This window comes from Mesorhizobium sp. CNPSo 4688 (genome assembly GCF_057784295.1).
In genome coordinates, this window is the sequence record NZ_JBWLUY010000019.1 from 62608 (window position 1) to 81300 (window position 18693).

An 18693-nucleotide genomic window follows, 5' to 3' on the forward strand; every position below is an offset into this window, starting at 1 on the left:
CTCAGCGCTTCACCGTGCCGAAGGTAACACCGCGCAACAGATGGTTTTGCAAGAAGAAGGTGACCAGGAAGACTGGGACGAGGAACAGGGTTTCGATGGCGGCAAGCAAAGTCCAGTCGGTGCCGCGTCCACCCGACGACACGGCCTGGTTCATGGCGACCGGGACCGTCCTCGTGTCGGGTCCCGAGAGCAAGAGGGCGAAGAGGAACTCGTTCCAGGTGAGGATCAGGCCGAACACGAACGTGGCGGCGAGCCCGGCAATGACCTGGGGCAGGCAAATCTTGAAGAACACCCGCATTCCGGACGATCCGTCGAGGCGGGCGGCATCCTCGACGTCTGGCGACAATTCATCGAAGAAGCTCTTCATCATCCAGATGGTGAAGGCCAGGTTGAAGGCAGTGTAGAGCATGATGATGCCGAGATACGAGCCCGACAGGCCCACTACGCGGAACATCAGGATCACCGGAATGATCACCACAATCGCCGGCAGCATGCGCGTGGTCAGGATGATGAACAGGTAGGTGTCATTGCCTTTCAGCGGATAGCGCGAGAAGCCGAAGGCCGCCAGGGTGCCGATGACCAGCGCCAGCAGCACCGACGCCGAGGCGATGAAGATCGAGTTGAAGAAATAACGGTCGAATCCTGTCGCTTCCGGGGCACCGCCCGACGTCATCGAGCGGGAAAAGACGGACCCAAAATTTTCGAGCGTGGGCTTGAACACAAAATGATCCGGAATCAAGCCGAACAGCGACGTGGGCGACAGCGTTGGAGGCACCAGGAGCGCGTCGCCCTGCGGTTTGAAGGCGGTGAATATGATGAACAGCACCGGCAGAAAATAGATAAAGGCGACGACGGCCACGGCGAGCGTCCGCCCCCAGCCGGCCTCGTCTACTCCGCTGGCCCTGCGGAAGCCGAGCTTTCCCAATATCGATTCGGTCACGGGTTAGGCTCCCTGCGTACGGCGGTTTGCGAGGTACAGGTAGAGGTTGGTGAGAACGATCACCATGAACAGCATCAGATAGGAGATCGCCGCGCCCTCACTCGTCTTGTTCTGCTCGTTGGCGATGCGGATCAAGTGATAGGAGATCGTCAGTGTGTCGTTGCCGCCCTTGGTGAGGAGGATGACGAGATCCGCCAGCTTGAATGCCTCGATGGTGCGGAAGAGAAGGGCCAACATCAGAAGGCCGCGGATGTAGGGGAAGGTGATCATCCAGAATTGCCGCCAGCTGGAAATACGGTCGATGGCAGCGGCCTCGTAAAGGTATTTCGGCACCGAGACGAGGCCCGCCAGCACAAGGAGCATGACGAAGGGCGACCACATCCATGCGTCGGCGAAAACGATCCCCGCCACGGCACCGACTTTGTTGCTCATCAGGATGAACTGGTTGCCGGAGATGGAATTGATGACGTAGCTGAGAATCCCGAATGTCGGGTCATAGTAGTAGGTGAAAAACACGCCAGAGGCGACAACCGAAAGCATCATCGGTGTCAGCACCAGGATCAACAAATACTTGCGCAGCGGAAATTGCTTGGCGAACAGGATGGCCAGCAGAAAGCCGACGATCATCTGCGCGGAGACGGTGAACACGACGAACATGGCGGTATTGATCAGCGCGCCCCAAGTCGCGTGAGCAGCGAGATCGTTGGTAAGGATACGAACGTAGTTCCCGAGTCCGACGAAGCGGATCGTCTGCTGGTTTGCCTGGTAGGCGAAGAACGAAAGGCCCAGCGACCACAGCAAGGGGAAGATATTCATCACAAACAGAACGGCGATTGCCGGAGCGACCAGCAAGGCGCCGAAGTAGTGGCGGCGATATGCGTTGACGGTAAATGCGGCCGCGACCAACGCCGCCGCAGCGCCCACCACCCAGAAGGAGACAGCCGCAGGCAAGCCCGCCATTGATATGGCCGACGCGACGACAGCGACAGCGATGGCGAGTTTCCAGTTGTGGGCAACAACCGCGGTAAGGCGTGGTGTCAGCAGCGTGCTTGAAACAGCGGTCATGGGAGTCCGAAATATGGAGCGCCTGAAGTGGCAATGACGGGGAGCGGCTTTGGCCGCTCCCCGCAGCTATGTCGGAAGGTTACTGGATAAGGCCATCGTTCTTCAGGAGGTCCTCCTGGAACTTGGCGATGTTATCCATGGTGGTCTTGGCGTCCTGCTTGCCAGTGATGGCCAGGTCGTACTGGTCCTGCTGCTGGGTGAGCAGTTCGAAGAACTGCGGCACGTGCCACATGTCCTTCTGCCAGTCGAGCGAGTTCGCCCAGGCGCGGTCCCACGGACGATAGGTCACATACTTCGGATCACTGTAGACCGACTTGATCGCGGACTGGCCGCCGCCGGCGGCGAACTGGTGCTGGATATCAGGCGAGAGCCACCACTTCACGAAGCCCACCGCTTCCTTGATTTGCTCAGGCGTCGTCCAGGTGGTGAGAACGAAAGGCTGTCCGCCGATCTGTGACGTACGATTCACCTTGCCGTCGGGGCCGCGCAGGCCTGGCGCCATTCCGAACACCAGCTTTTCGGCAACCTTCGACGTCTTGGGATCTAGCGAGGCTTCGCCGAGACCGATCCAGTCGATGTTCATGGCCACCTTGCCTTCACGGAACAACTGGTCCGAGACGAAGATGTCCATGGTGCCGGTCTTGACCACCGGCGGCATGAACTTCAGCAATTTGAGGAAATGCTCCATGCCCTCGATGGACTTCGGGGAGTTTACGACGCCTTCGGCATGTCCGGTCGGGGCCTTGGTTTCATCCCAGATGCCGCCGCCATGCTGCCAGACGAACGAGTGGACCGAGCTCGTCGAGAAGTCGTAGCCTTTGCCTGCCTGATAGGCGATGCCGTAGAAATCGTCATCCAGCACCTGGCCGGCGAGCTTGTCGCCCTTCTTGCGCTGGAAGAATTCGCCAACATGCTCGAACGTGTTCCAGTCCATGGCGTCGATTTCTTCGCCGGTGCAGGGCAGCTTCTCATTGTACTTCGCCTTGAAGGCGGCCTGCTCGTCGTCGTTGCAGAGCACGTCCTTGCGGCCGTAGGTGACCAGCACGTCCGGGAACTGCGGGAAGCCGTAGTAGTTCGGCGTGCTGTTGGGATAGGTCGAGTAGGCGTTGAGCACGGCGGGATGCATCGACTCCATCGTCGCCTTGAGTTCCGGGTCGGCATCGATGAGATCGTTGATCTTGCGGAAGTAGCCGCCTTCGACGAAGGCGCCCAGCCATTGCGAGTCCGACACGATGAAGTTGTACTTCTTTTCGCCCGAGGTCAACGAGGCGTTGACGCGGGTGTAGAAATCCGGCCACGGAATGAAGTCGACATCGAGCTTCACAGTATTGCCAGACTTGGGCTTGTACTGCTCGTCGAAGAACTTCTTCATAATGCGGGTCGGGGGCCAATCCGGCACCGCCATCGTCAACGTCACTTCTTCGGCAGAGGCATAGGTCACGCCTCCCACCAGTAGCGTGGCAGCGAAGCTTGCGGCTGTCGCTAGCCTTTTCACTTTGGTCATCGCCGTCATTCGCGTTTCCTCCCTTTGTTAACCGGATTGCTTCTCGCCGTTCGCGTCAGGTCATCGCCTGGCCACTCGCGGCGCGGAAGACGTGGATTTTCCTGTTATCGATGGCGATCGATGCCGAATCGCCGGTCCTGATGCTGGCGGCGATCGCTTCCGGCAGCACCATGCGCAACATCTCGCCGCCGGCCACGACGGAGACGATCGTGATGTCGCCGAGCGGTTCGACCAGATGCACCTTCGAGGCAACCCCGGCTTCGCCCTTGGCGGCGAGCCGAATGTCGCTCGGGCGAATGCCGATCAGCGCGGCCTCGCCGGCATCGGCAGCCTTTGGCGCCGTCGCCGGAACCAGAGTCCCGAGCGGCGTGTCGAAAGACCTGGTGTCGGCGCGCACCGAGGCCGTGAACAGATTCATGTGCGGCGAGCCGATCTTGCTGGCGACATAGGTATTGATCGGCTGCTCGTAAAGCTCGTCCGGCGTGCCGATCTGGACGATGCCGCCATCGCGCATGACGGCGATCGCCTCGCCCATCGAGAGAGCCTCGAGCTCGTCGGGCGTGGCATAGATCACGGTCATGCCGAACTGGCGGTGCAGCCGCTTCAACTCGGCGCGCGTCTCGTGCCGAAGCTTGGCGTCGAGATTGGTGAGCGGCTCATCGAGGAGAAGAATCTTTGGCCGGCGGATCAGGGAGCGGCCGAGCGCGACGCGCTGCTGCTCTCCGCCGGACAGGGTTGCCGGCTTGGCCTTCAGGCGGTGTGTCAGCTTCAGGATCTCGGCGGTCTCTTTCACCCGCTTGTCGATCTCGGCGCGCGCGGCTTTCTCCTCGCGCAGCGGATAGGCGAGATTGTCATAGACCGTGAGGTGGGGGTAAAGCGCGAAAGACTGGAAGACCATCGAGATGCCGCGGCCGGCGATCGGCGCATGGGTCATGTCGCGGCCGCCGATCTCAAGCATGCCGGAGTCGGCCTGGACGAGGCCGGCGATAGTGCGCAGCGTCGTCGTCTTGCCAACCGAGCTCGGCCCGAAGAGTACGAAGAAGCGGCCTTCGTCGACGGCGAAGCTCAGGTCGTTGATGGCGCGCACGGATCCATAGGCCTTGCTGAGCCCATCGAGGCGCAGCGCAATCCCCTTGCCGGCACTGGCGCGAGGCGACGTCTGCGTCACGATGCGCCACCTCGTGCGGACGGAACACGCGCCATCCGTATGATCCTCCTCGCCCTGCCGAAATGGACTGCGGCTGTCATTCCCGATCCGCCTTTTCTTTCCTAATCTGGTATTACCAATTTAAGATGCCCGTCAAGCGCTTTCTTGAAATTTGCCGTCACCAAAATAAGCTGAAAACGTCCGCTATATGTTCGTATTTCCTTCATTTTTGGCAGTTCTCCACCTTCATCCCGTTCGCAAAACGCCAATCCCCAAAATTACTGAAATCGCCGACCTTCGAATCTGGTCGAACCAGATTGGCGCTATTTCGCCGCTGCCGCCAGCCGAGCCGCATCCGCGTCTGTCATCGATTCCGCTATCGCCGCGCGCACCAGGGCGCCCGCCGCCCATTGCGCGACCGACCGCATGCCGCGGCTGTCGAGCCCCCATATGTCCTTCAGCACGATCAGCACTTCGACGCCGAACATCATCGACAGCGCCTGCGCCAGGCGCTTGAATTCGCGCGGCGGCAGCTGCCCCTTGAGCGGCGCAATGGCATCCTTCAGCAGTTGGACGCGATGGCCGCGTGTGAACTGCGGTTCACCCCCCAGCGTGCCCGCCTGGCGCAGCGCCCACTGGTCGAGCGACAGTTTCAGCGCTGCCTTGAAGGTTGCCTCGAAAGCCTCGATGCGCGGCATGGCCGTGTCGAACAATTCGGCGACGCGGCGTTGCGGATCTTTCGAAGCCGATTGCCAGGTCAGGATCGGCCCGAGCCCCTCGTCGACCACGGCATGCACCAAGGCTGCCTGGCTCGGGAAATAGCGATACGCGGTGGCGCGCGAGACTTCGGCCGCCTCCGCGACTTCGCTGACCGAGGGCGTGACGCCCGCCTGCATCAGCCGCGTCGCCGTCTCCAGCATCAGCCGTCTCGTGCGGGCGCGCGGGCCGCGTTCGGCAGCCCCTTTGGCGTCGTCGCCTGCTGCAGCTTGTTGACGTGAGACATCCATGTCAATACGATACGCGCGTCTCAAAAAATTGCAATGGCCTTTCGTTCAACGAAGGGCCGGGCAAGTGAGCGGCGGGCGGCTCAACGCGGGGTCAGCCGGCGACGGGAGGACGCGATGAAACGCATCTATGTGGTGGGCACGGCCGACACCAAGGGCGAGGAGCTTGCCTTCCTGGCCGACACGATTGCCGCCGCCGGCAGTTCGGTTGCCCGCGTTGACATCGGCACGCGCGGCGCCACCGTGCCGGTCGATGTTCCAGCCAGCGAGGTCGCCGCGCATCACCCGGGCGGAGCCGGCGCCGTGCTCGGCATCGACGATCGCGGTACGGCAGTGGCCGGCATGGGCGTCGCCTTTAGCAACTTCATCCAGTCGCGCGACGACATATCCGGCGTGATCGGCATCGGTGGCGGCGGCGGTACCTCGATCGTCACCTCAGGCATGCGCGCACTGCCGCTGGGCGTCCCGAAGATCATGGTCTCGACGCTGGCCTCCGGTGACACCGCACCCTATGTCGACGTCTCCGACATCGTCATGATGCCCTCGGTGACCGATATGGCGGGACTGAACCGGCTCTCCCGCACGGTGCTGCACAATGCGGCGCAGGCCATCGCCGGCATGGCGGCGAAACCGGCGCCGACTGCCACCGGCAAACCGGCGCTCGGGCTCACCATGTTCGGCGTCACCACGTCTTGCGTGACAGCCATCGCCGACCAGCTGCGCGCGAATTACGACTGCATGGTTTTCCACGCCACCGGCACCGGCGGCCGCTCGATGGAGAAGCTCGCCGACAGTGGCCTGCTCGCCGGTGTCATCGACATCACCACGACGGAGGTCTGCGACCTGCTGTTCGGCGGCGTGCTGCCGGCAACCGAGGATCGCTTCGGCGCCATTGCTCGCACCAAGCTCCCCTATGTCGGTTCTGTCGGCGCGCTCGACATGGTCAATTTCTGGGCACCGCCGACCATTCCCGAGAAATATCGGGGCCGGCTGTTTTACGAGCACAATCCCAACGTCACGCTGATGCGCACCACAGCCGACGAATGCCGCAGCATCGGCGAATGGATCGGCGAGAGGCTCAGCCGTTGCGACGGTCCCGTGCATTTCCTGATCCCGGAGAAAGGCGTCTCGGCGCTCGACATCGAGGGCGGCGCGTTTTTCGATCCTGAAGCCGACGCCGTCCTGTTCGACGCCATCGAGCGCACCATCAAGCCGAACGCCACGCGCCGCGTGACACGGCTGCCGCTGCACATCAACGACCCGGAATTTGCCAAGGCCGCGACGGTGGCCTTCCTCGACATCGCCAGACAGTGAGAGCCCAGACATGGCCGCCATACCGCGCAAGGACATACTGAAGAAGTTTAAGGCGATGATCGCCGACGGCGTGCCCATCGTCGGCGGCGGCGCCGGCACCGGCCTGTCGGCCAAGGCCGAGGAAGCCGGCGGCATCGACCTCATCATCATCTACAATTCCGGACGTTACCGCATGGCGGGACGCGGCTCGGCCGCCGGCCTGCTCGCCTACGGCAATGCCAACGAGATCGTCAAGGAAATGGCCTATGAGGTGCTGCCGGTGGTGAAGAAGACGCCGGTGCTGGCCGGCGTCAACGGCACCGATCCCTTCGTCATCATGCCGCTGCTTCTCACCGAGCTGAAGACGATGGGTTTTTCCGGCGTGCAGAATTTTCCAACGATCGGCCTGTTCGATGGCAGCATGCGGCAAAGTTTTGAAGAAACCGGCATGGGCTTCGGCCTTGAGGTCGACATGATCGCCGAGGCGCACAAGCTCGACCTGTTGACCACGCCCTACGTCTTCAACCCGGACGAGGCCCGCGCCATGACACGAGCCGGCGCCGACATCATCGTCGCCCATATGGGCGTGACGACCGGCGGCTCGATCGGCGCGACGTCTGCGAAGTCGCTGGACGACTGCGTGGTCCAGATCGACGCCATCGCCAATGCCGCCCGCTCGGCACGCAAGGATGTCATCCTGCTTTGCCACGGCGGCCCGATCTCGATGCCGGACGACGCCCGCTACATACTCGACCGCTGCAAAGGCCTGCACGGCTTCTATGGCGCAAGCTCGATGGAACGGCTGCCGGCCGAAGCCGCGATTGCCAGGCAGACGGCGGATTTCAAGGCCGTGACGCTGCACGACCAGAAGAAAAAGAAGGGATGAGAGATGACCGACAAGAGCAAGGTGTTTGTCTACCCGAAGGACGTCAGCGCCTTCGGCTTCGACTGGGGCAAGCTGGCGCTGACGGTCGCACCTGAAGTGAATGGTGCCGAGCGTTTTTCCGGCGGCGTCGTCGACCTGCCCTCAGGCAAGGGCCACACCCGCCACAACCATCCCGGCGCGGAGGAGATCATCTTTGTCATTTCGGGGAATGGCGAGCAGATGGTCGAGGACGAGAGCGGCAACCCGGTCGTCGCCAAGGTCGGCCCCGGCTGCACCATCTATGTGCCGGAGAGCCGTTTCCATTCGACGCTGAACACCGGTGACGGCCCGATGCAACTGTTCGTCGTCTATTCGCCGGCCGGGCCGGAGCTGGTGCTGCGGGAGCTGCCGGATTTCAGGCTGATTCCGGCGGGGCAGTGATGAACTTCTTATAGGGTTGCGCAGCCCCTCATTGTCCTGCCGGACATTTCTCCCCGTAGAACGGGGAGAAAGATGCCTTCATCAACGATTTCGCAAATCGCCAAAGCTGCTCTCTTCTCCCCGTTCTACGGGGAGAAGGTGCCGGCAGGCGGATGAGGAGCGGCGCCTACTTTCGGCCCTGTGAAATCCCACCCCTATTCCATCCCCGCGCCCTATCCCCGACCATCACGTAACCGGTGTCCGTCACCGCCAGCGTATCCTCCAGCTTGATGAACCCCCGCGTCGGGTGGAGCATGGTCGTCTCCACCGAGAGCACCATGTTCGTCTCCAGCGGCTTGGCCGCATAGGTGCCTTCATAGGTGACCGGATGGTTGGTCATCAGGAACGGCGCCTCATGCGTGATCAATCCCATGCCGTGTGCGAAGAAATCCGTGTAGGGCGCGACCTTTGATTTCTTCAGCACGGCCTCCGCATGCGAAATCATGTCGCCGCCGATGGTGCCTGCCTTGACCTTGGAGAAGGCCGCCTGCTGCACCGTCTCGACCTCGGCCAACAGATCTTCCAGTTCGGCATCGGGTTCACCGAGAATGCCCATGCGGCAGAGATCGCCAATATAGCCATGGTAATTGCCGCCGGAATCGATCGACAGCACCTCGCCCTTCTTCCACGCCTGCGGTGACGCCGCCCGATTGTGGCTGGAGCCGAGCGTCAGCAGGCAATATTCGAAATGCGCGCCGCGATTGGTTTCCTCGCGCCGCAGATGTTCGATAATATCGGCCTTGGTGGTGCCTTCGCGCGCCCATTGGATGGTTGCCAGCATGGAATCGGTGATCAGCTCGGAGGCGATGCGCAGCTTCTCCAGCTCGGCCTCTGTCTTGACGGCACGCATGCGCTCCAGCATGTCGGTCGCGTCGATCAGCTTGGCGTCCGGCAACGCCTTGCGGATCAGCGCATAGGCGTCCGATGGCAGGAAGGCCGGCTCGATGCCGATGCGCGCGCCCGCCTTGCCGATCTTGCCGATATGCTCCACCGCAAGATTGGCGGCATCGAGCGTGCCCCAGCAGGCGACATGCAGCGTCGGCGTCCAGAACGGGTTGTTCTGGTGTTCCGCACCCTCCATGCGGTTGCCTATATAGGCGGCATGCTCCGGCCCGCCCTTTTCGTAGACGACAACGGGCAGATAGCGGCTGTGGCCGATCGCATCCATGGCGGCGAAGAAGATGAACTTGTAGCCGCCGAGCAGATATTGCGTGTTGTGCTTGGACGTCGCCAGCAGCACATCGATGCCGGCTTCCTCCATCAGCCGGTCGACCCGTGCTTGGTCGAACGGGATATTGCTGACGGCAGTTTTGCCCGGGGCAATGTTCATCTCTCTCTCCCTGATTGCTTGGGATCGTCGGTCGCGTTGCGCCCGATCCCTTGGCTGTCGATCAAATCTGCACCATTTTGCTCACTCTGGTCCAGCCAGAAACAGGGAAATGGCGTACCGGGCCAGTCACCAAGCCGTCATTCGTCGACTACCCAGCCTATCTGGTCCTACCAGGATGATCGGTTGGGGCCACCGCTTCTAACTGGTCCAGCGGACGAAAATTTCAAAGCCAAGCAACGATGCGCCAAATCCGTCTCTGGCGAAACCCCGCACAAGGCCCATAATCGGCGCTACAAGGAGGCCGGCGGACCCGCTGGTATCCGAGGGAGATTGGCGCGCCCGGCAGGGTCGCGGAGAGGACGGAGGGTTGATCATGTCAGATATTTCCAGACGCACGCTGCTTTCGGGGTCGGCCTTGCTGCTGGCCTCCACGGCCATGCCGGCGATTGGCTGGGCGCAGACGCCGAAGAAGGGCGGCCGCCTCGTGCTCGCTGCTGATTCCGAACCGCGCAATCTCAATCCGGCGATCGTCGCCTCCAATGGCGTCTTCTTCATCTCCAGCAAGATCGTCGAGACGCTGGCCGAAGCCTCGTTTGACGGCAAGGATGGGCTCGAGCCGCGTCTGGCGCTCTCCTGGGAAGGCGCCGCCGATGGGCTCTCCGTGACGTTCAAACTGCGCGACGGCGTCAAATGGCATGACGGCAAGCCGTTCACCTCGGCCGACGTCGCCTTCTCGGCGCTGCAGATCTGGAAGCCGCTGCAGAATCTCGGCCGCACCGTGTTCAAGGACCTAGCCGCCGTCGACACCCCGGACGATCTCACCGCCGTGTTCAAATTCGCCAAGCCGACGCCGTTCCAGCTGATCCGCAACGCCTTGCCGGCGCTGTCGAGCGTGGTACCGAAGCACATCTATGAGGTCGGCAAGATCGAGGAAAACCCGGCCAACAATGCGCCCATCGGCACCGGCCCGTTCAAGTTCGGCGAGTACAAGGCCGGCCAGTATTACAAGCTGACGAAGAACGCGGACTACTGGGCCAAGGACGAGCCCTATCTCGACGAGATCATTTACCAGGTGCTGCCCGACCGCACGTCGGCCGCGGCCGCGCTCGAGGCCGAAGAGATCCAACTCGCCGCCTTCTCCGCGGTGCCACTGGCCGACCTCGACCGCATCTCCAAAGTGCCGGGCCTGAAGGTCATCTCCAAGGGCTATGAGGGGCTCACCTATCAGCTGGTCGTCGAGATCAACCATCGCCGCAAGGAACTCGCAGACGTGAAAGTGCGCCAGGCGATCGCGCATGCCATCGACAAGGACTTCGTCGTCAAGACGGTGTTCCTCGGCTATGCCGCGACCGCCACCGGCCCGGTGCCGAAGAACGATCCGCAATTCTACACCGCCGACGTGCCGACCTATCCGTTCGACGTCGCCAAGGCCAACGCACTGCTCGACGAGGCCGGCTACGCCAAAGCCGATGATGGCAAGCGCTTTGCGCTCAAACTCCTGCCGGCGCCCTATTTCAACGAGACCAAACAGTTCGGCGACTATCTGCGCCAGGCGCTGGCGGCGATCGGCATCGACGCCGAGATCGTCAACAACGATGGGCCCGCGCACATCAAGGCGGTCTATACCGACCACGCCTTCGACCTCGCCGTCGGCCCGCCAGTGTTCCGTGGCGACCCGGCGATCTCGACCACCATCCTGGTGCAGAGCGGCATTCCGGACGGCGTGCCGTTCTCCAACCAGGGCGGCTACAAGAACGATGCGCTCGATGCGCTGATCGCCAAGGCATCGGAAACGCTCGACACCACGGCGCGCACCGACCTCTACAAGGAATTCCAGAAGGAGGTGGCCGCCGACCTGCCGCTGATCAACGTGGCGGAGTGGAGTTTTATCAGCGTCGCGCGCGACACGGTGGGGAATATCGCCAACAATCCGCGCTGGGCGGTTTCGAACTGGGCGGACACGTATCTGGCGGGCTAGCACGAGCCACACGCGATGCTTGCGCATCGTTTGAGCGAATGCTCATCATCAGGGATGAGAGTTCCTTCGCGCCCCCGCTTTGTCCCGCCGGATAGCGCCGACCTCCACCCTCCCCCTTTTGGGGAGGGTCGCCGAGCGGGTGCCGCAAAGCGGCAGCCGGTCGGCGGGGTGGGGGTAGCGCCCTACGAGAATCCCCACCCCGCTCCGCTTCGCGGATCGACCCTCCCCACAAGGGGGAGGGTAAGGCATCCATGACCCGCGCCCTCGCCCTCATCCGCCGCCGTCTCGTCGGCAGCGTCTTCGTGCTGCTGATCGTCATCATCGGCACCTTCCTTTTGCTCGAAGCCGCGCCCGGTGACGCCGTCGACGCCTATATCGTCTCGACCGGCGGCGATGCCGGCATGATCGAATTGCTGCGTCATCGCTGGGGCCTCGACCAGTCCGAACTGACCCGGCTCGCCAACTATCTCTGGGCGCTGCTGCACCTCGATCTCGGCCAGTCCGTTACCTTCTCCAGGCCGATCCGCGACGTCATTCTCGAGCGTCTGCCCACCACGCTCCTCCTGATGGTCAGCGCCACCGCGCTCTCCTTCGGTCTCGGCTCGGCGCTCGGCATCTATGCCGGCGCGAAACCCGGCAGTCTGCGCGACCGCTTCCTGTCCATCGGCTCACTCGCGCTCTATGCGGTGCCCGGCTTCTGGCTCGGCCTGGTGCTCATCGTCGTCTTTGCCGTCGACCTGCGCTGGCTGCCGATCGGTGGCATCGAGAGCCTGGCCTCCGACAAGACCGGCTTCGCCCGCGCCGCCGACATCGCCGTCCATCTCGTACTGCCGGTTTCAGCGCTCGGCTTCATCTATCTCGCGCTGTATCTGCGCATGATGCGCGCCGGCATGGCCGAGGCCTGGCGGCAGGATTTTGTGCTGGCAGCCCGCGCCAGGGGGCTGTCGCGCCGCCGCATCGTGCTGGCCCACGTCGCCCGCAATGCGCTCTTGCCGCTGGTCACCATGCTCGGCCTGCAATCGGCGCAGATGCTGGGCGGCAGCGTCGTCATCGAGAGTGTTTTTGCCGTGCCCGGGCTCGGCCGGCTGGCGCAGGAGGCGGTGGCCTCGCGCGACACACCGCTGCTGCTCGGCATCATCCTCACCAGCGCCGTGCTGGTCATCGCCATCAATCTTGCCGTCGACATCGCGTACGCCTTTCTCGACCCGCGCGTCGGCGCCAGCGAGGCCGGCGCGTGAGCCCGCTCAACCGGTTCCTGCACCGGCCAGAAGCACTCGCCGGCGCGATCATCCTGGGCGTGCTTTTCGCCATGGCGCTGTTTGCGTCGCTGCTTTTCCCCGGCGACCCTCAAGCCATCGCCGGTCCGGCGCTGCTGCCGCCGTTCCAGGACTGGTCGCTGCCGCTCGGCACCGACCGGCTCGGCCGCGATGTGCTGGCCGAATTGTTTCACGGCGCCCGCACCTCGCTGGCGGTCGGGCTGGCGGCAGCAGCGGCGGCGCTCTTCATCGGCGCGGTTGTCGGCACGCTGGCCGGCTTTGCCGGTGGGCTTGTCGACGAGGTGCTGATGCGCATCACCGATGCCTTCCAGACCGTGCCGAGTTTCCTGCTGGCGCTGGCCTTCGTCAGCGTCGTCGGCCCGTCGCTCGGCATCGTCGTCGCGGCGATCGCACTTGGCGCCTGGACCGGGCCGGCGCGTGTGGCGCGGGCCGAAGTACTGTCGATCCGCGAGCGCGATTACGTCGCCGGCGCTCGCGTCATCGGCATGCATCCGATGGCGATCGCTTTCCGTGAAGTGCTGCCCAACGCTCTGCCGCCGGTGCTGGCGCTGTCCTCGGTGATCGTCGCCGCGGCGATCCTCACTGAGGCGGCGCTGTCCTTCCTCGGTCTCGGCGACCCCAACCGCGTCACCTGGGGCGGCATGATCGCCGAGGGCCGCACCGTTCTGCGTGCCGCGCCCTTCCTGTCCATCGTTCCGGGTATCGCGCTCGTGCTGACCGTGCTTGGCGTCTACCTCGCCGGCGAAGGTTTGGTCGAGACCGCGGCCGTGCGGAGGAGCCTGTCGTGACCGCGCTGACTGAGATCCGCGACCTCTCGGTGCACTATCGGCGGGATGGGACCGAGGTGGCGGCACTGGACGGCATCAGCCTTGATGTCGTTGCCGGCGAGCGCCTTGCGATCATCGGCGAAAGCGGTTCGGGCAAGAGCACACTGGCGCTGGCGATTGCGGGGTTGCTGCCTGCGAGTGCCAAGGTTGAAGGCCGCATCGATTGGCACAAATCGGAATCGTCTCATTCCTTCGCACCCCCCTCTCGAGGCGGAGTGCCCCTCCGCGGCCGCGACATCGGCTTCGTGTTCCAGGATCCTTCCGCCAGTCTCGATCCAGTCATGCCCATCGGCAAACAAATCGCCGAAGTCGCCCGCACCCATCTCAGCCTCGACTGGCCGCAAGCCTACGCCAAGGCAAAAACGCTACTCGAACGCGTCCGCCTGCCGGACCCGGCCTCCTCCGCCATGCGCGCCTTCCCGCACCAGCTCTCCGGTGGCCAGAAGCAGCGCGTGGCGATCGCCGCGGCCATCGCGGCAGGCCCAAAACTGCTCATCGCCGACGAGGCGACCAGCGCGCTGGACACGATCGTGCAAGCCGAGATCGTCGCCCTCATCCGGCAATTGGTGGGGGAGGACGGCATGACGCTGCTGGTCATCAGCCATGACATTGCGCTGGCCGCCGAACTCGCCGAGCGCATCGCCGTGTTCCGGCACGGCGAACTGGTCGAGATCGGCTCGACGGCGCAAATCGTCAACGCCCCGCGCCACGCCTATACGCGCGCGCTGCTCGACGCCCATCTCGGCCTCGACGCCGAGCCGCTGCTGCGACGGGCTTCGACATGAGCCTGCTCACGGTCTCCAACCTGGCCAAACACTACCGCCGTGGCGGCACGACCATCGCCGCCGTCGACGGCGTTTCCTTCACCATCGAACCCGGCGAGACGCTGGCGCTGGCCGGCCCCTCCGGCAGCGGCAAGTCGACGATCGCACGGCTGGTGCTTAGGCTGATCGAACCAGATGCCGGAAACATACAATTCGAAGGCGATGACTTCCTGGCCTTGAGGGGTGCGGCCCTGCGTGTGCGGCGCGCCCACCTGCAAATGGTGTTTCAGGATCCGCTCGCCGCCTTCAACCCGCGCGCCACCGTGGCGCGCGTGCTCGACGACCCCTTGCGTATCCATGCCATCGCCCCTCGCGCCGAGCGTCCGGCCCGCATCGCTGCCTTGCTCGAGCGCGTCGGCTTGCCGGCCGATCTCGCCCCACGCGCCATCCATGAAATCTCCGGCGGCCAGCGCCAGCGCGTGGCAATTGCCCGCGCCATCGCCACAAGCCCGTCGCTGATCGTGCTTGACGAGGCGGTGTCGGCGCTCGACGTTTCGGTGCGCGGACAGATCCTCGAGCTGCTGCTTGACCTGCAAGCCAGGGAACGGATCGCCTATCTCTTCATTTCGCATGATCTCGGCGTGGTGCGGGCCATCGCCCACCGCATCGTCCTTCTCGACGCCGGGCGGATCGCCGAGAGCGGCGACGCCCGCGCCGTTATCGACGCGCCGCAATCGGCGATTGGCAAGGCACTGGTGGCGGCGGCACCAAGATTCAATCGAACACATCTGCAGGACGCATCATGACAGACGCCGAAGCCCGAGCCGAAAAACTCTCGCGAGAACTCGATTCCGCCTTCCGCAACCGCGCCGATCTCTACCGTCTGCTCCTCGAGGAACTGACCGGCGAGCTGGGCGCGGAGAAAGCCGAGGCGATCATGATCCGGACCATCGAGCAGCGCGGCAAGGAAGTGGCGGCGACAGCCTTCGCCCGCTTCGGACCCAACGACGCGCCGGCCATCGGCGAAGCGTTCCTGGCCGTCAGCCCGGATGGTGGCCTGATGTATCCGACCGACGTCGAGCGCGGGCCGGACCACATCGCCTTCAAGGTGAAACGCTGTCCACTGAAGGACGCCTGGGTCGAGGCAGGTGTCGGCGATGAAAAGCTCGCCACGCTCTGCCGCATCGCCGGGGCTTTCAACCGCGGCCTGTTCGAGGCGACGGGCGTGCGCTTCGACAATGTCACCTGGACGCCGGGCCACGGCTCCGGCTGCTGCCACATCGCACTGACCAACCGGGATGCTGCGGGGTAGGCCGCGGCAACTGCTGATCAGTCGCCGGCAAACACATGCAGCTCCGTGCCCGCCTGTTCGGCGGCAGTGCGCAGGTCGGTCTTCGGTTCGCTGTCGGTGACGATATCGGCAATGTCGTCAAGCCCGCAGATGCGTTCCAGGCTGGAGCGGCCGAACTTGTCGTGGGTCACCACCAGCACCGTCGACAGTGAACGCGATATCATCGCGCGCTTGACTGCCGCGGCGCCGGAGATCATGTCGCTCGGACCGTCGGCACTTAGTCCCGACGCCCCGATGATGGCGACGTCGGCATTGTAGCGGCGCACGAACTCGACCGTGTCTTCGCCGAGTACGCTGCCTTCCCTACTGTCATAGGTCCCGGGGCAGAGCAGCACCCGGAAGGTCGGATTGGCGCCGGCCACCGAGGCCACGCCGGTGGAATTGGTGATGATGGTCAGGTCGCGCTTCAGCTGCGAAAGATTGCGCGCCACCTCATAAGTGGTCGAACCGCCATCGATCATCACGATCTGGCCCTTCTCGACGAGGCCGGCCGCGCCGCGGCCGATGCGGGCGCGCTCGTCGACCAGGGTCAGGCCGCGCTCGGAAATCACCGGTTCGGTCGTCACCAGCGAGATCGTCGCGCCGCCATAGGTGCGGTTGATGAGCCCGGCATCGCCGAGTTCGATGAGATCGCGGCGGATGGTCTCGCCGGCGACGCCAATGCGGCGCGCAAGCTTGGAGATGCGAATGGACGCCGACCGGCGCACTTCCGAAAGGATAAGCGCGTGCCGCTCCTTCTTCGTCAGTCGGCCTTGGTTCATGATTATTCCATTCCCTTTGCGGCAATCAACGCGTCGGCAAGCTCGGCAAATCCTTGCGCGCCGCGCCCGCATGTGACGAAGGCAGGAGATGCCGGAAGTTCGCCGGCGAAGTCCAGCACATTAGCGACGCCGACGCTGTTGGGGAAGAAGCCGAACATTGGTGCATCGTTTGGACTATCGCCGACGAAGGCAATGCTGTCCTTGTCGTGGTCAATATCTATACCAAAACAGTCGCGCAAGAATAGCCGGCTTGTTGACAGTTTGTCGTATTTGCCGAACCAGCCATTGACATGGATGGACGAGATTTTCGCCGTCGCTCCATAGCGCTGAAAGATACCGACGATCTTCAGCACTTCGGTTTTGGGCAGCGGCGCGACATCCTCGCGAAAATCGATCGCCAGATCGGCCTCGCGATAGGTCTGGTCGGCGGCGACCGCCGCACCCGGAATTTCCGCGAGCACGGTGCGTTCGATCTTGCGCAGGCGCGCCGCGTCGGCCTGCCTTTCTCCGGCACTCCTGGCATAGTGGCGAACGATCCGCTTGGCAGTGTCGTCATAGCGGAAATAGAACGCGCCATTCTCGCCGATCACGCCATCCACCGGCCATTGCCGCGCGATCAGGTCGCACCAGCCGGCCGGCCGGCCGGTGACCGGCGCGACGATGAACCCAGCCTGCTTCAGCCGCTCCAGCGCCGCATAGGCTTTTGCCGGCAATCGTCCCCTATCGGTCAAGGTGTCGTCTATGTCGGTCAGCACGACGGCGATCTTGCGCCGGTTCAGGGCGGTGAAGTCGGCGAGCGGGCGCAGCACCCGTTCAGGCTCCCGCCGCGACCGTTTCGAGCGAGACGGCCGCGACGTCGAGCATAGTGAACCTGTCGCGGATCAGCCGGGCATTGGCGACTGCTTCGTCGTAGAAGGCAGCCGGTATGGCGACCTCCTGCGGCGTGGTCGGCGCACCGGCGGCACGCAGTGCTGCCGCGATCTCGCGCGCCGGACGGGCCACGCGGGAAAGTCTTTCGCGATACGAACGCCATTGCTCAGCCAGCATGGTGTTGATGGCGGTCGCCCGCTCATGATCGAGCAGCTTGGGCTTGAACGCTGCCCAGCAGGAGCGTCCAAGCGTTTCGCCAAAAATCTCGATGAAGCGGTCCGGTGTATCGGCGGACGGCGCGAGCTGCAGCTCCGGCAATGCCAGCACACGTTCCTGCAGCCGCGCCATTGTCAACGTCGTCACCGCTATGTGTTCGCCGTGATGCGCCTCGGGCAGTCCCTGGCCGCGCATGTCGATATAGTGGGCGATCAGATGTTCGCCTTGGCTGGCAGGATAGGAGCCGCCGCACAAAGTCATGCCGAGACCCGACATGACCAGCGTGCGCACCAGCACTTCCATCGCCGCGAGGTCGCCGGTCCTGAGTTCGCCGGCCTTGGCGATAAGCGTCTTCTCGTCCTCGGCCAGAAGCATGAACGGCGCCTGCCTGTAGGGCGTACCGAGCAACAGATGCGCCATCAGCCAGTCCGTCTGGGCGGTCGGCCGCGCCATCGAATCGCCGAAGCCGGCTGCGATCAGCCGGTGCGGCGCTCGCGCCATGACGTCGAGATCGAGGAACACACCGACCGGCAGGCTCGCCGTCAGCGATTTCTTCAGCCCGTCCTCGGTGATCGCCGCCGACACCGAGGTATAGCCGTTCATCGAAGGCGCGGTGCCGAACACAACATAGGGTTTTTGGGTGAGATGTGCGGCGTATTTGGTGATGTCGTTGATCGAGCCCGATCCGACCGCGACCAGGCCGCTGGCGTCTTTCGTGCGGGCGATCACCGATCGCACCGCGTCCATGTCCGGATGCGGATGGCGCGGCAAGATGATCTTGTCGACATCGCTGGAGCCGCGCAGCGCGATCGACACCCTCTCGCCCAGCGCCAGGCGCGTGTCGGGATCCATAACCACGGCGAGCTTGCGGCCGAGCGGCAGCGGCTTGACCAGCGCATCAGCCTCGTCGCCGAGACCGCGCCCGATCACGATGGTCTTCAGCGGCACTGCCAGCATTCCCTCGGCATCCGGGTCAGGCAGCGTGCCGGCAATGAGACTATCGAGCATTTCCTTGGACATC

18 protein-coding genes are annotated in these 18693 nt (G+C 63.8%); 9 read left to right on the forward strand and 9 right to left on the reverse strand.

Features of this window, described 5'->3' with window-relative positions:
- Position 1: 1 nt before the first annotated feature.
- From AC04SH_RS28535 to AC04SH_RS28555, 5 genes are all read right to left on the reverse strand, one after another.
- Positions 2 to 940: a carbohydrate ABC transporter permease gene (locus AC04SH_RS28535; protein WP_023728572.1), complete on the reverse strand. Its 939-nt coding sequence runs from the start codon at positions 938 to 940 to the stop codon at positions 2 to 4.
- A 3-nt stretch (positions 941 to 943) separates the two neighbouring features.
- Positions 944 to 2005 carry a carbohydrate ABC transporter permease gene (locus AC04SH_RS28540; RefSeq protein ID WP_488577488.1) on the reverse strand — a complete coding sequence of 354 codons (1062 nt, stop codon included), beginning with the start codon at positions 2003 to 2005 and terminating at the stop codon, positions 944 to 946.
- Positions 2006 to 2084: 79 nt separating this feature from the next.
- A complete protein-coding gene (locus AC04SH_RS28545; RefSeq protein ID WP_488577489.1) occupies positions 2085 to 3518 on the reverse strand; it encodes an ABC transporter substrate-binding protein in 1434 nt (477 codons plus the stop codon).
- Positions 3519 to 3564: 46 nt separating this feature from the next.
- Positions 3565 to 4677, reverse strand: a complete 1113-nt coding sequence (locus tag AC04SH_RS28550) for an ABC transporter ATP-binding protein (protein WP_488577490.1) — start codon at positions 4675 to 4677, stop codon at positions 3565 to 3567.
- 302 nt (positions 4678 to 4979) lie between these two features.
- Positions 4980 to 5663: a TetR/AcrR family transcriptional regulator gene (locus AC04SH_RS28555; protein WP_488577491.1), complete on the reverse strand. Its 684-nt coding sequence runs from the start codon at positions 5661 to 5663 to the stop codon at positions 4980 to 4982.
- Positions 5664 to 5777: 114 nt separating this feature from the next.
- Between AC04SH_RS28555 and AC04SH_RS28560 the strand changes: the two genes are divergently transcribed.
- From AC04SH_RS28560 to AC04SH_RS28570, 3 genes are read left to right on the forward strand one after another with little or no spacing between them, the layout of a single operon-like run.
- Entirely contained in the window at positions 5778 to 6974 is a 1197-nt protein-coding gene (locus AC04SH_RS28560; protein ID WP_488577492.1) for a Tm-1-like ATP-binding domain-containing protein, read from the forward strand.
- A gap of 10 nt (positions 6975 to 6984) precedes the next feature.
- Positions 6985 to 7839: a phosphoenolpyruvate hydrolase family protein gene (locus AC04SH_RS28565; RefSeq protein WP_477233365.1), complete on the forward strand. Its 855-nt coding sequence runs from the start codon at positions 6985 to 6987 to the stop codon at positions 7837 to 7839.
- A gap of 3 nt (positions 7840 to 7842) precedes the next feature.
- Complete coding sequence (locus AC04SH_RS28570) at positions 7843 to 8259, forward strand: cupin domain-containing protein (RefSeq protein ID WP_477233366.1); 417 nt, start codon at positions 7843 to 7845, stop codon at positions 8257 to 8259.
- Between the two features lie 166 nt (positions 8260 to 8425).
- Here AC04SH_RS28570 and AC04SH_RS28575 read toward each other — a convergent pair whose 3' ends face one another.
- On the reverse strand, positions 8426 to 9628 hold the full coding sequence (locus AC04SH_RS28575; protein WP_488577493.1) for a M24 family metallopeptidase: 1203 nt from the start codon (positions 9626 to 9628) through the stop codon (positions 8426 to 8428).
- Between the two features lie 373 nt (positions 9629 to 10001).
- Between AC04SH_RS28575 and AC04SH_RS28580 the strand changes: the two genes are divergently transcribed.
- From AC04SH_RS28580 to AC04SH_RS28605, 6 genes are all read left to right on the forward strand, one after another.
- Positions 10002 to 11606, forward strand: coding sequence for an ABC transporter substrate-binding protein (locus AC04SH_RS28580; RefSeq protein ID WP_488577494.1), 1605 nt, complete (start codon positions 10002 to 10004; stop codon positions 11604 to 11606).
- Between the two features lie 251 nt (positions 11607 to 11857).
- Positions 11858 to 12844, forward strand: a complete 987-nt coding sequence (locus AC04SH_RS28585; protein WP_488577495.1) for an ABC transporter permease — start codon at positions 11858 to 11860, stop codon at positions 12842 to 12844.
- The gene (locus AC04SH_RS28590; protein ID WP_488577496.1) at positions 12841 to 13671 is read left to right on the forward strand and encodes an ABC transporter permease; all 831 of its coding nucleotides are present in this window, start codon (positions 12841 to 12843) and stop codon (positions 13669 to 13671) included. Before AC04SH_RS28585 ends, AC04SH_RS28590 begins: the two co-directional genes overlap by 4 nt.
- The gene (locus tag AC04SH_RS28595; RefSeq protein ID WP_488577497.1) at positions 13668 to 14495 is read left to right on the forward strand and encodes an ABC transporter ATP-binding protein; all 828 of its coding nucleotides are present in this window, start codon (positions 13668 to 13670) and stop codon (positions 14493 to 14495) included. The genes AC04SH_RS28590 and AC04SH_RS28595 overlap by 4 nt, the downstream gene beginning before the upstream one ends.
- Positions 14492 to 15280, forward strand: a complete 789-nt coding sequence (locus AC04SH_RS28600) for an ATP-binding cassette domain-containing protein (RefSeq protein WP_488577498.1) — start codon at positions 14492 to 14494, stop codon at positions 15278 to 15280. The genes AC04SH_RS28595 and AC04SH_RS28600 overlap by 4 nt, the downstream gene beginning before the upstream one ends.
- Positions 15277 to 15786 carry an L-2-amino-thiazoline-4-carboxylic acid hydrolase gene (locus AC04SH_RS28605; RefSeq protein ID WP_488577499.1) on the forward strand — a complete coding sequence of 170 codons (510 nt, stop codon included), beginning with the start codon at positions 15277 to 15279 and terminating at the stop codon, positions 15784 to 15786. The genes AC04SH_RS28600 and AC04SH_RS28605 overlap by 4 nt, the downstream gene beginning before the upstream one ends.
- Before the next feature lie 17 nt (positions 15787 to 15803).
- On the opposite strand, the gene AC04SH_RS28610 is transcribed toward AC04SH_RS28605, so the two are convergent.
- The 3 genes from AC04SH_RS28610 to AC04SH_RS28620 are packed head-to-tail and all read right to left on the reverse strand — an operon-like array spanning position 15804 to position 18692.
- The gene (locus AC04SH_RS28610) at positions 15804 to 16586 is read right to left on the reverse strand and encodes a DeoR/GlpR family DNA-binding transcription regulator (RefSeq protein ID WP_488577500.1); all 783 of its coding nucleotides are present in this window, start codon (positions 16584 to 16586) and stop codon (positions 15804 to 15806) included.
- A gap of 2 nt (positions 16587 to 16588) precedes the next feature.
- Positions 16589 to 17392, reverse strand: coding sequence for an HAD-IIB family hydrolase (locus tag AC04SH_RS28615; protein ID WP_488577522.1), 804 nt, complete (start codon positions 17390 to 17392; stop codon positions 16589 to 16591).
- A 7-nt stretch (positions 17393 to 17399) separates the two neighbouring features.
- Positions 17400 to 18692: an iron-containing alcohol dehydrogenase gene (locus AC04SH_RS28620; RefSeq protein WP_488577501.1), complete on the reverse strand. Its 1293-nt coding sequence runs from the start codon at positions 18690 to 18692 to the stop codon at positions 17400 to 17402.
- Position 18693: the final 1 nt, after the last annotated feature.

Bases quoted from the DNA above. Each gene is read 5' to 3' on its own strand.
- AC04SH_RS28600 (WP_488577498.1), top strand. From the start codon at position 14,492: ATGAGCCTGCTCACGGTCTCCAACCTGGCCAAACACTACCGCCGTGGC.
- AC04SH_RS28570 (WP_477233366.1), top strand. From the start codon at position 7,843: ATGACCGACAAGAGCAAGGTGTTTGTCTACCCGAAGGACGTCAGCGCC.
- AC04SH_RS28565 (WP_477233365.1), top strand. From the start codon at position 6,985: ATGGCCGCCATACCGCGCAAGGACATACTGAAGAAGTTTAAGGCGATG.
- AC04SH_RS28610 (WP_488577500.1), bottom strand. From the start codon at position 16,586: ATGAACCAAGGCCGACTGACGAAGAAGGAGCGGCACGCGCTTATCCTT.
- AC04SH_RS28555 (WP_488577491.1), bottom strand. From the start codon at position 5,663: ATGGATGTCTCACGTCAACAAGCTGCAGCAGGCGACGACGCCAAAGGG.
- AC04SH_RS28540 (WP_488577488.1), bottom strand. From the start codon at position 2,005: ATGACCGCTGTTTCAAGCACGCTGCTGACACCACGCCTTACCGCGGTT.
- AC04SH_RS28545 (WP_488577489.1), bottom strand. From the start codon at position 3,518: ATGACGGCGATGACCAAAGTGAAAAGGCTAGCGACAGCCGCAAGCTTC.
- AC04SH_RS28605 (WP_488577499.1), top strand. From the start codon at position 15,277: ATGACAGACGCCGAAGCCCGAGCCGAAAAACTCTCGCGAGAACTCGAT.
- AC04SH_RS28585 (WP_488577495.1), top strand. From the start codon at position 11,858: ATGACCCGCGCCCTCGCCCTCATCCGCCGCCGTCTCGTCGGCAGCGTC.
- AC04SH_RS28620 (WP_488577501.1), bottom strand. From the start codon at position 18,692: ATGTCCAAGGAAATGCTCGATAGTCTCATTGCCGGCACGCTGCCTGAC.
- AC04SH_RS28580 (WP_488577494.1), top strand. From the start codon at position 10,002: ATGTCAGATATTTCCAGACGCACGCTGCTTTCGGGGTCGGCCTTGCTG.
- AC04SH_RS28575 (WP_488577493.1), bottom strand. From the start codon at position 9,628: ATGAACATTGCCCCGGGCAAAACTGCCGTCAGCAATATCCCGTTCGAC.
- AC04SH_RS28560 (WP_488577492.1), top strand. From the start codon at position 5,778: ATGAAACGCATCTATGTGGTGGGCACGGCCGACACCAAGGGCGAGGAG.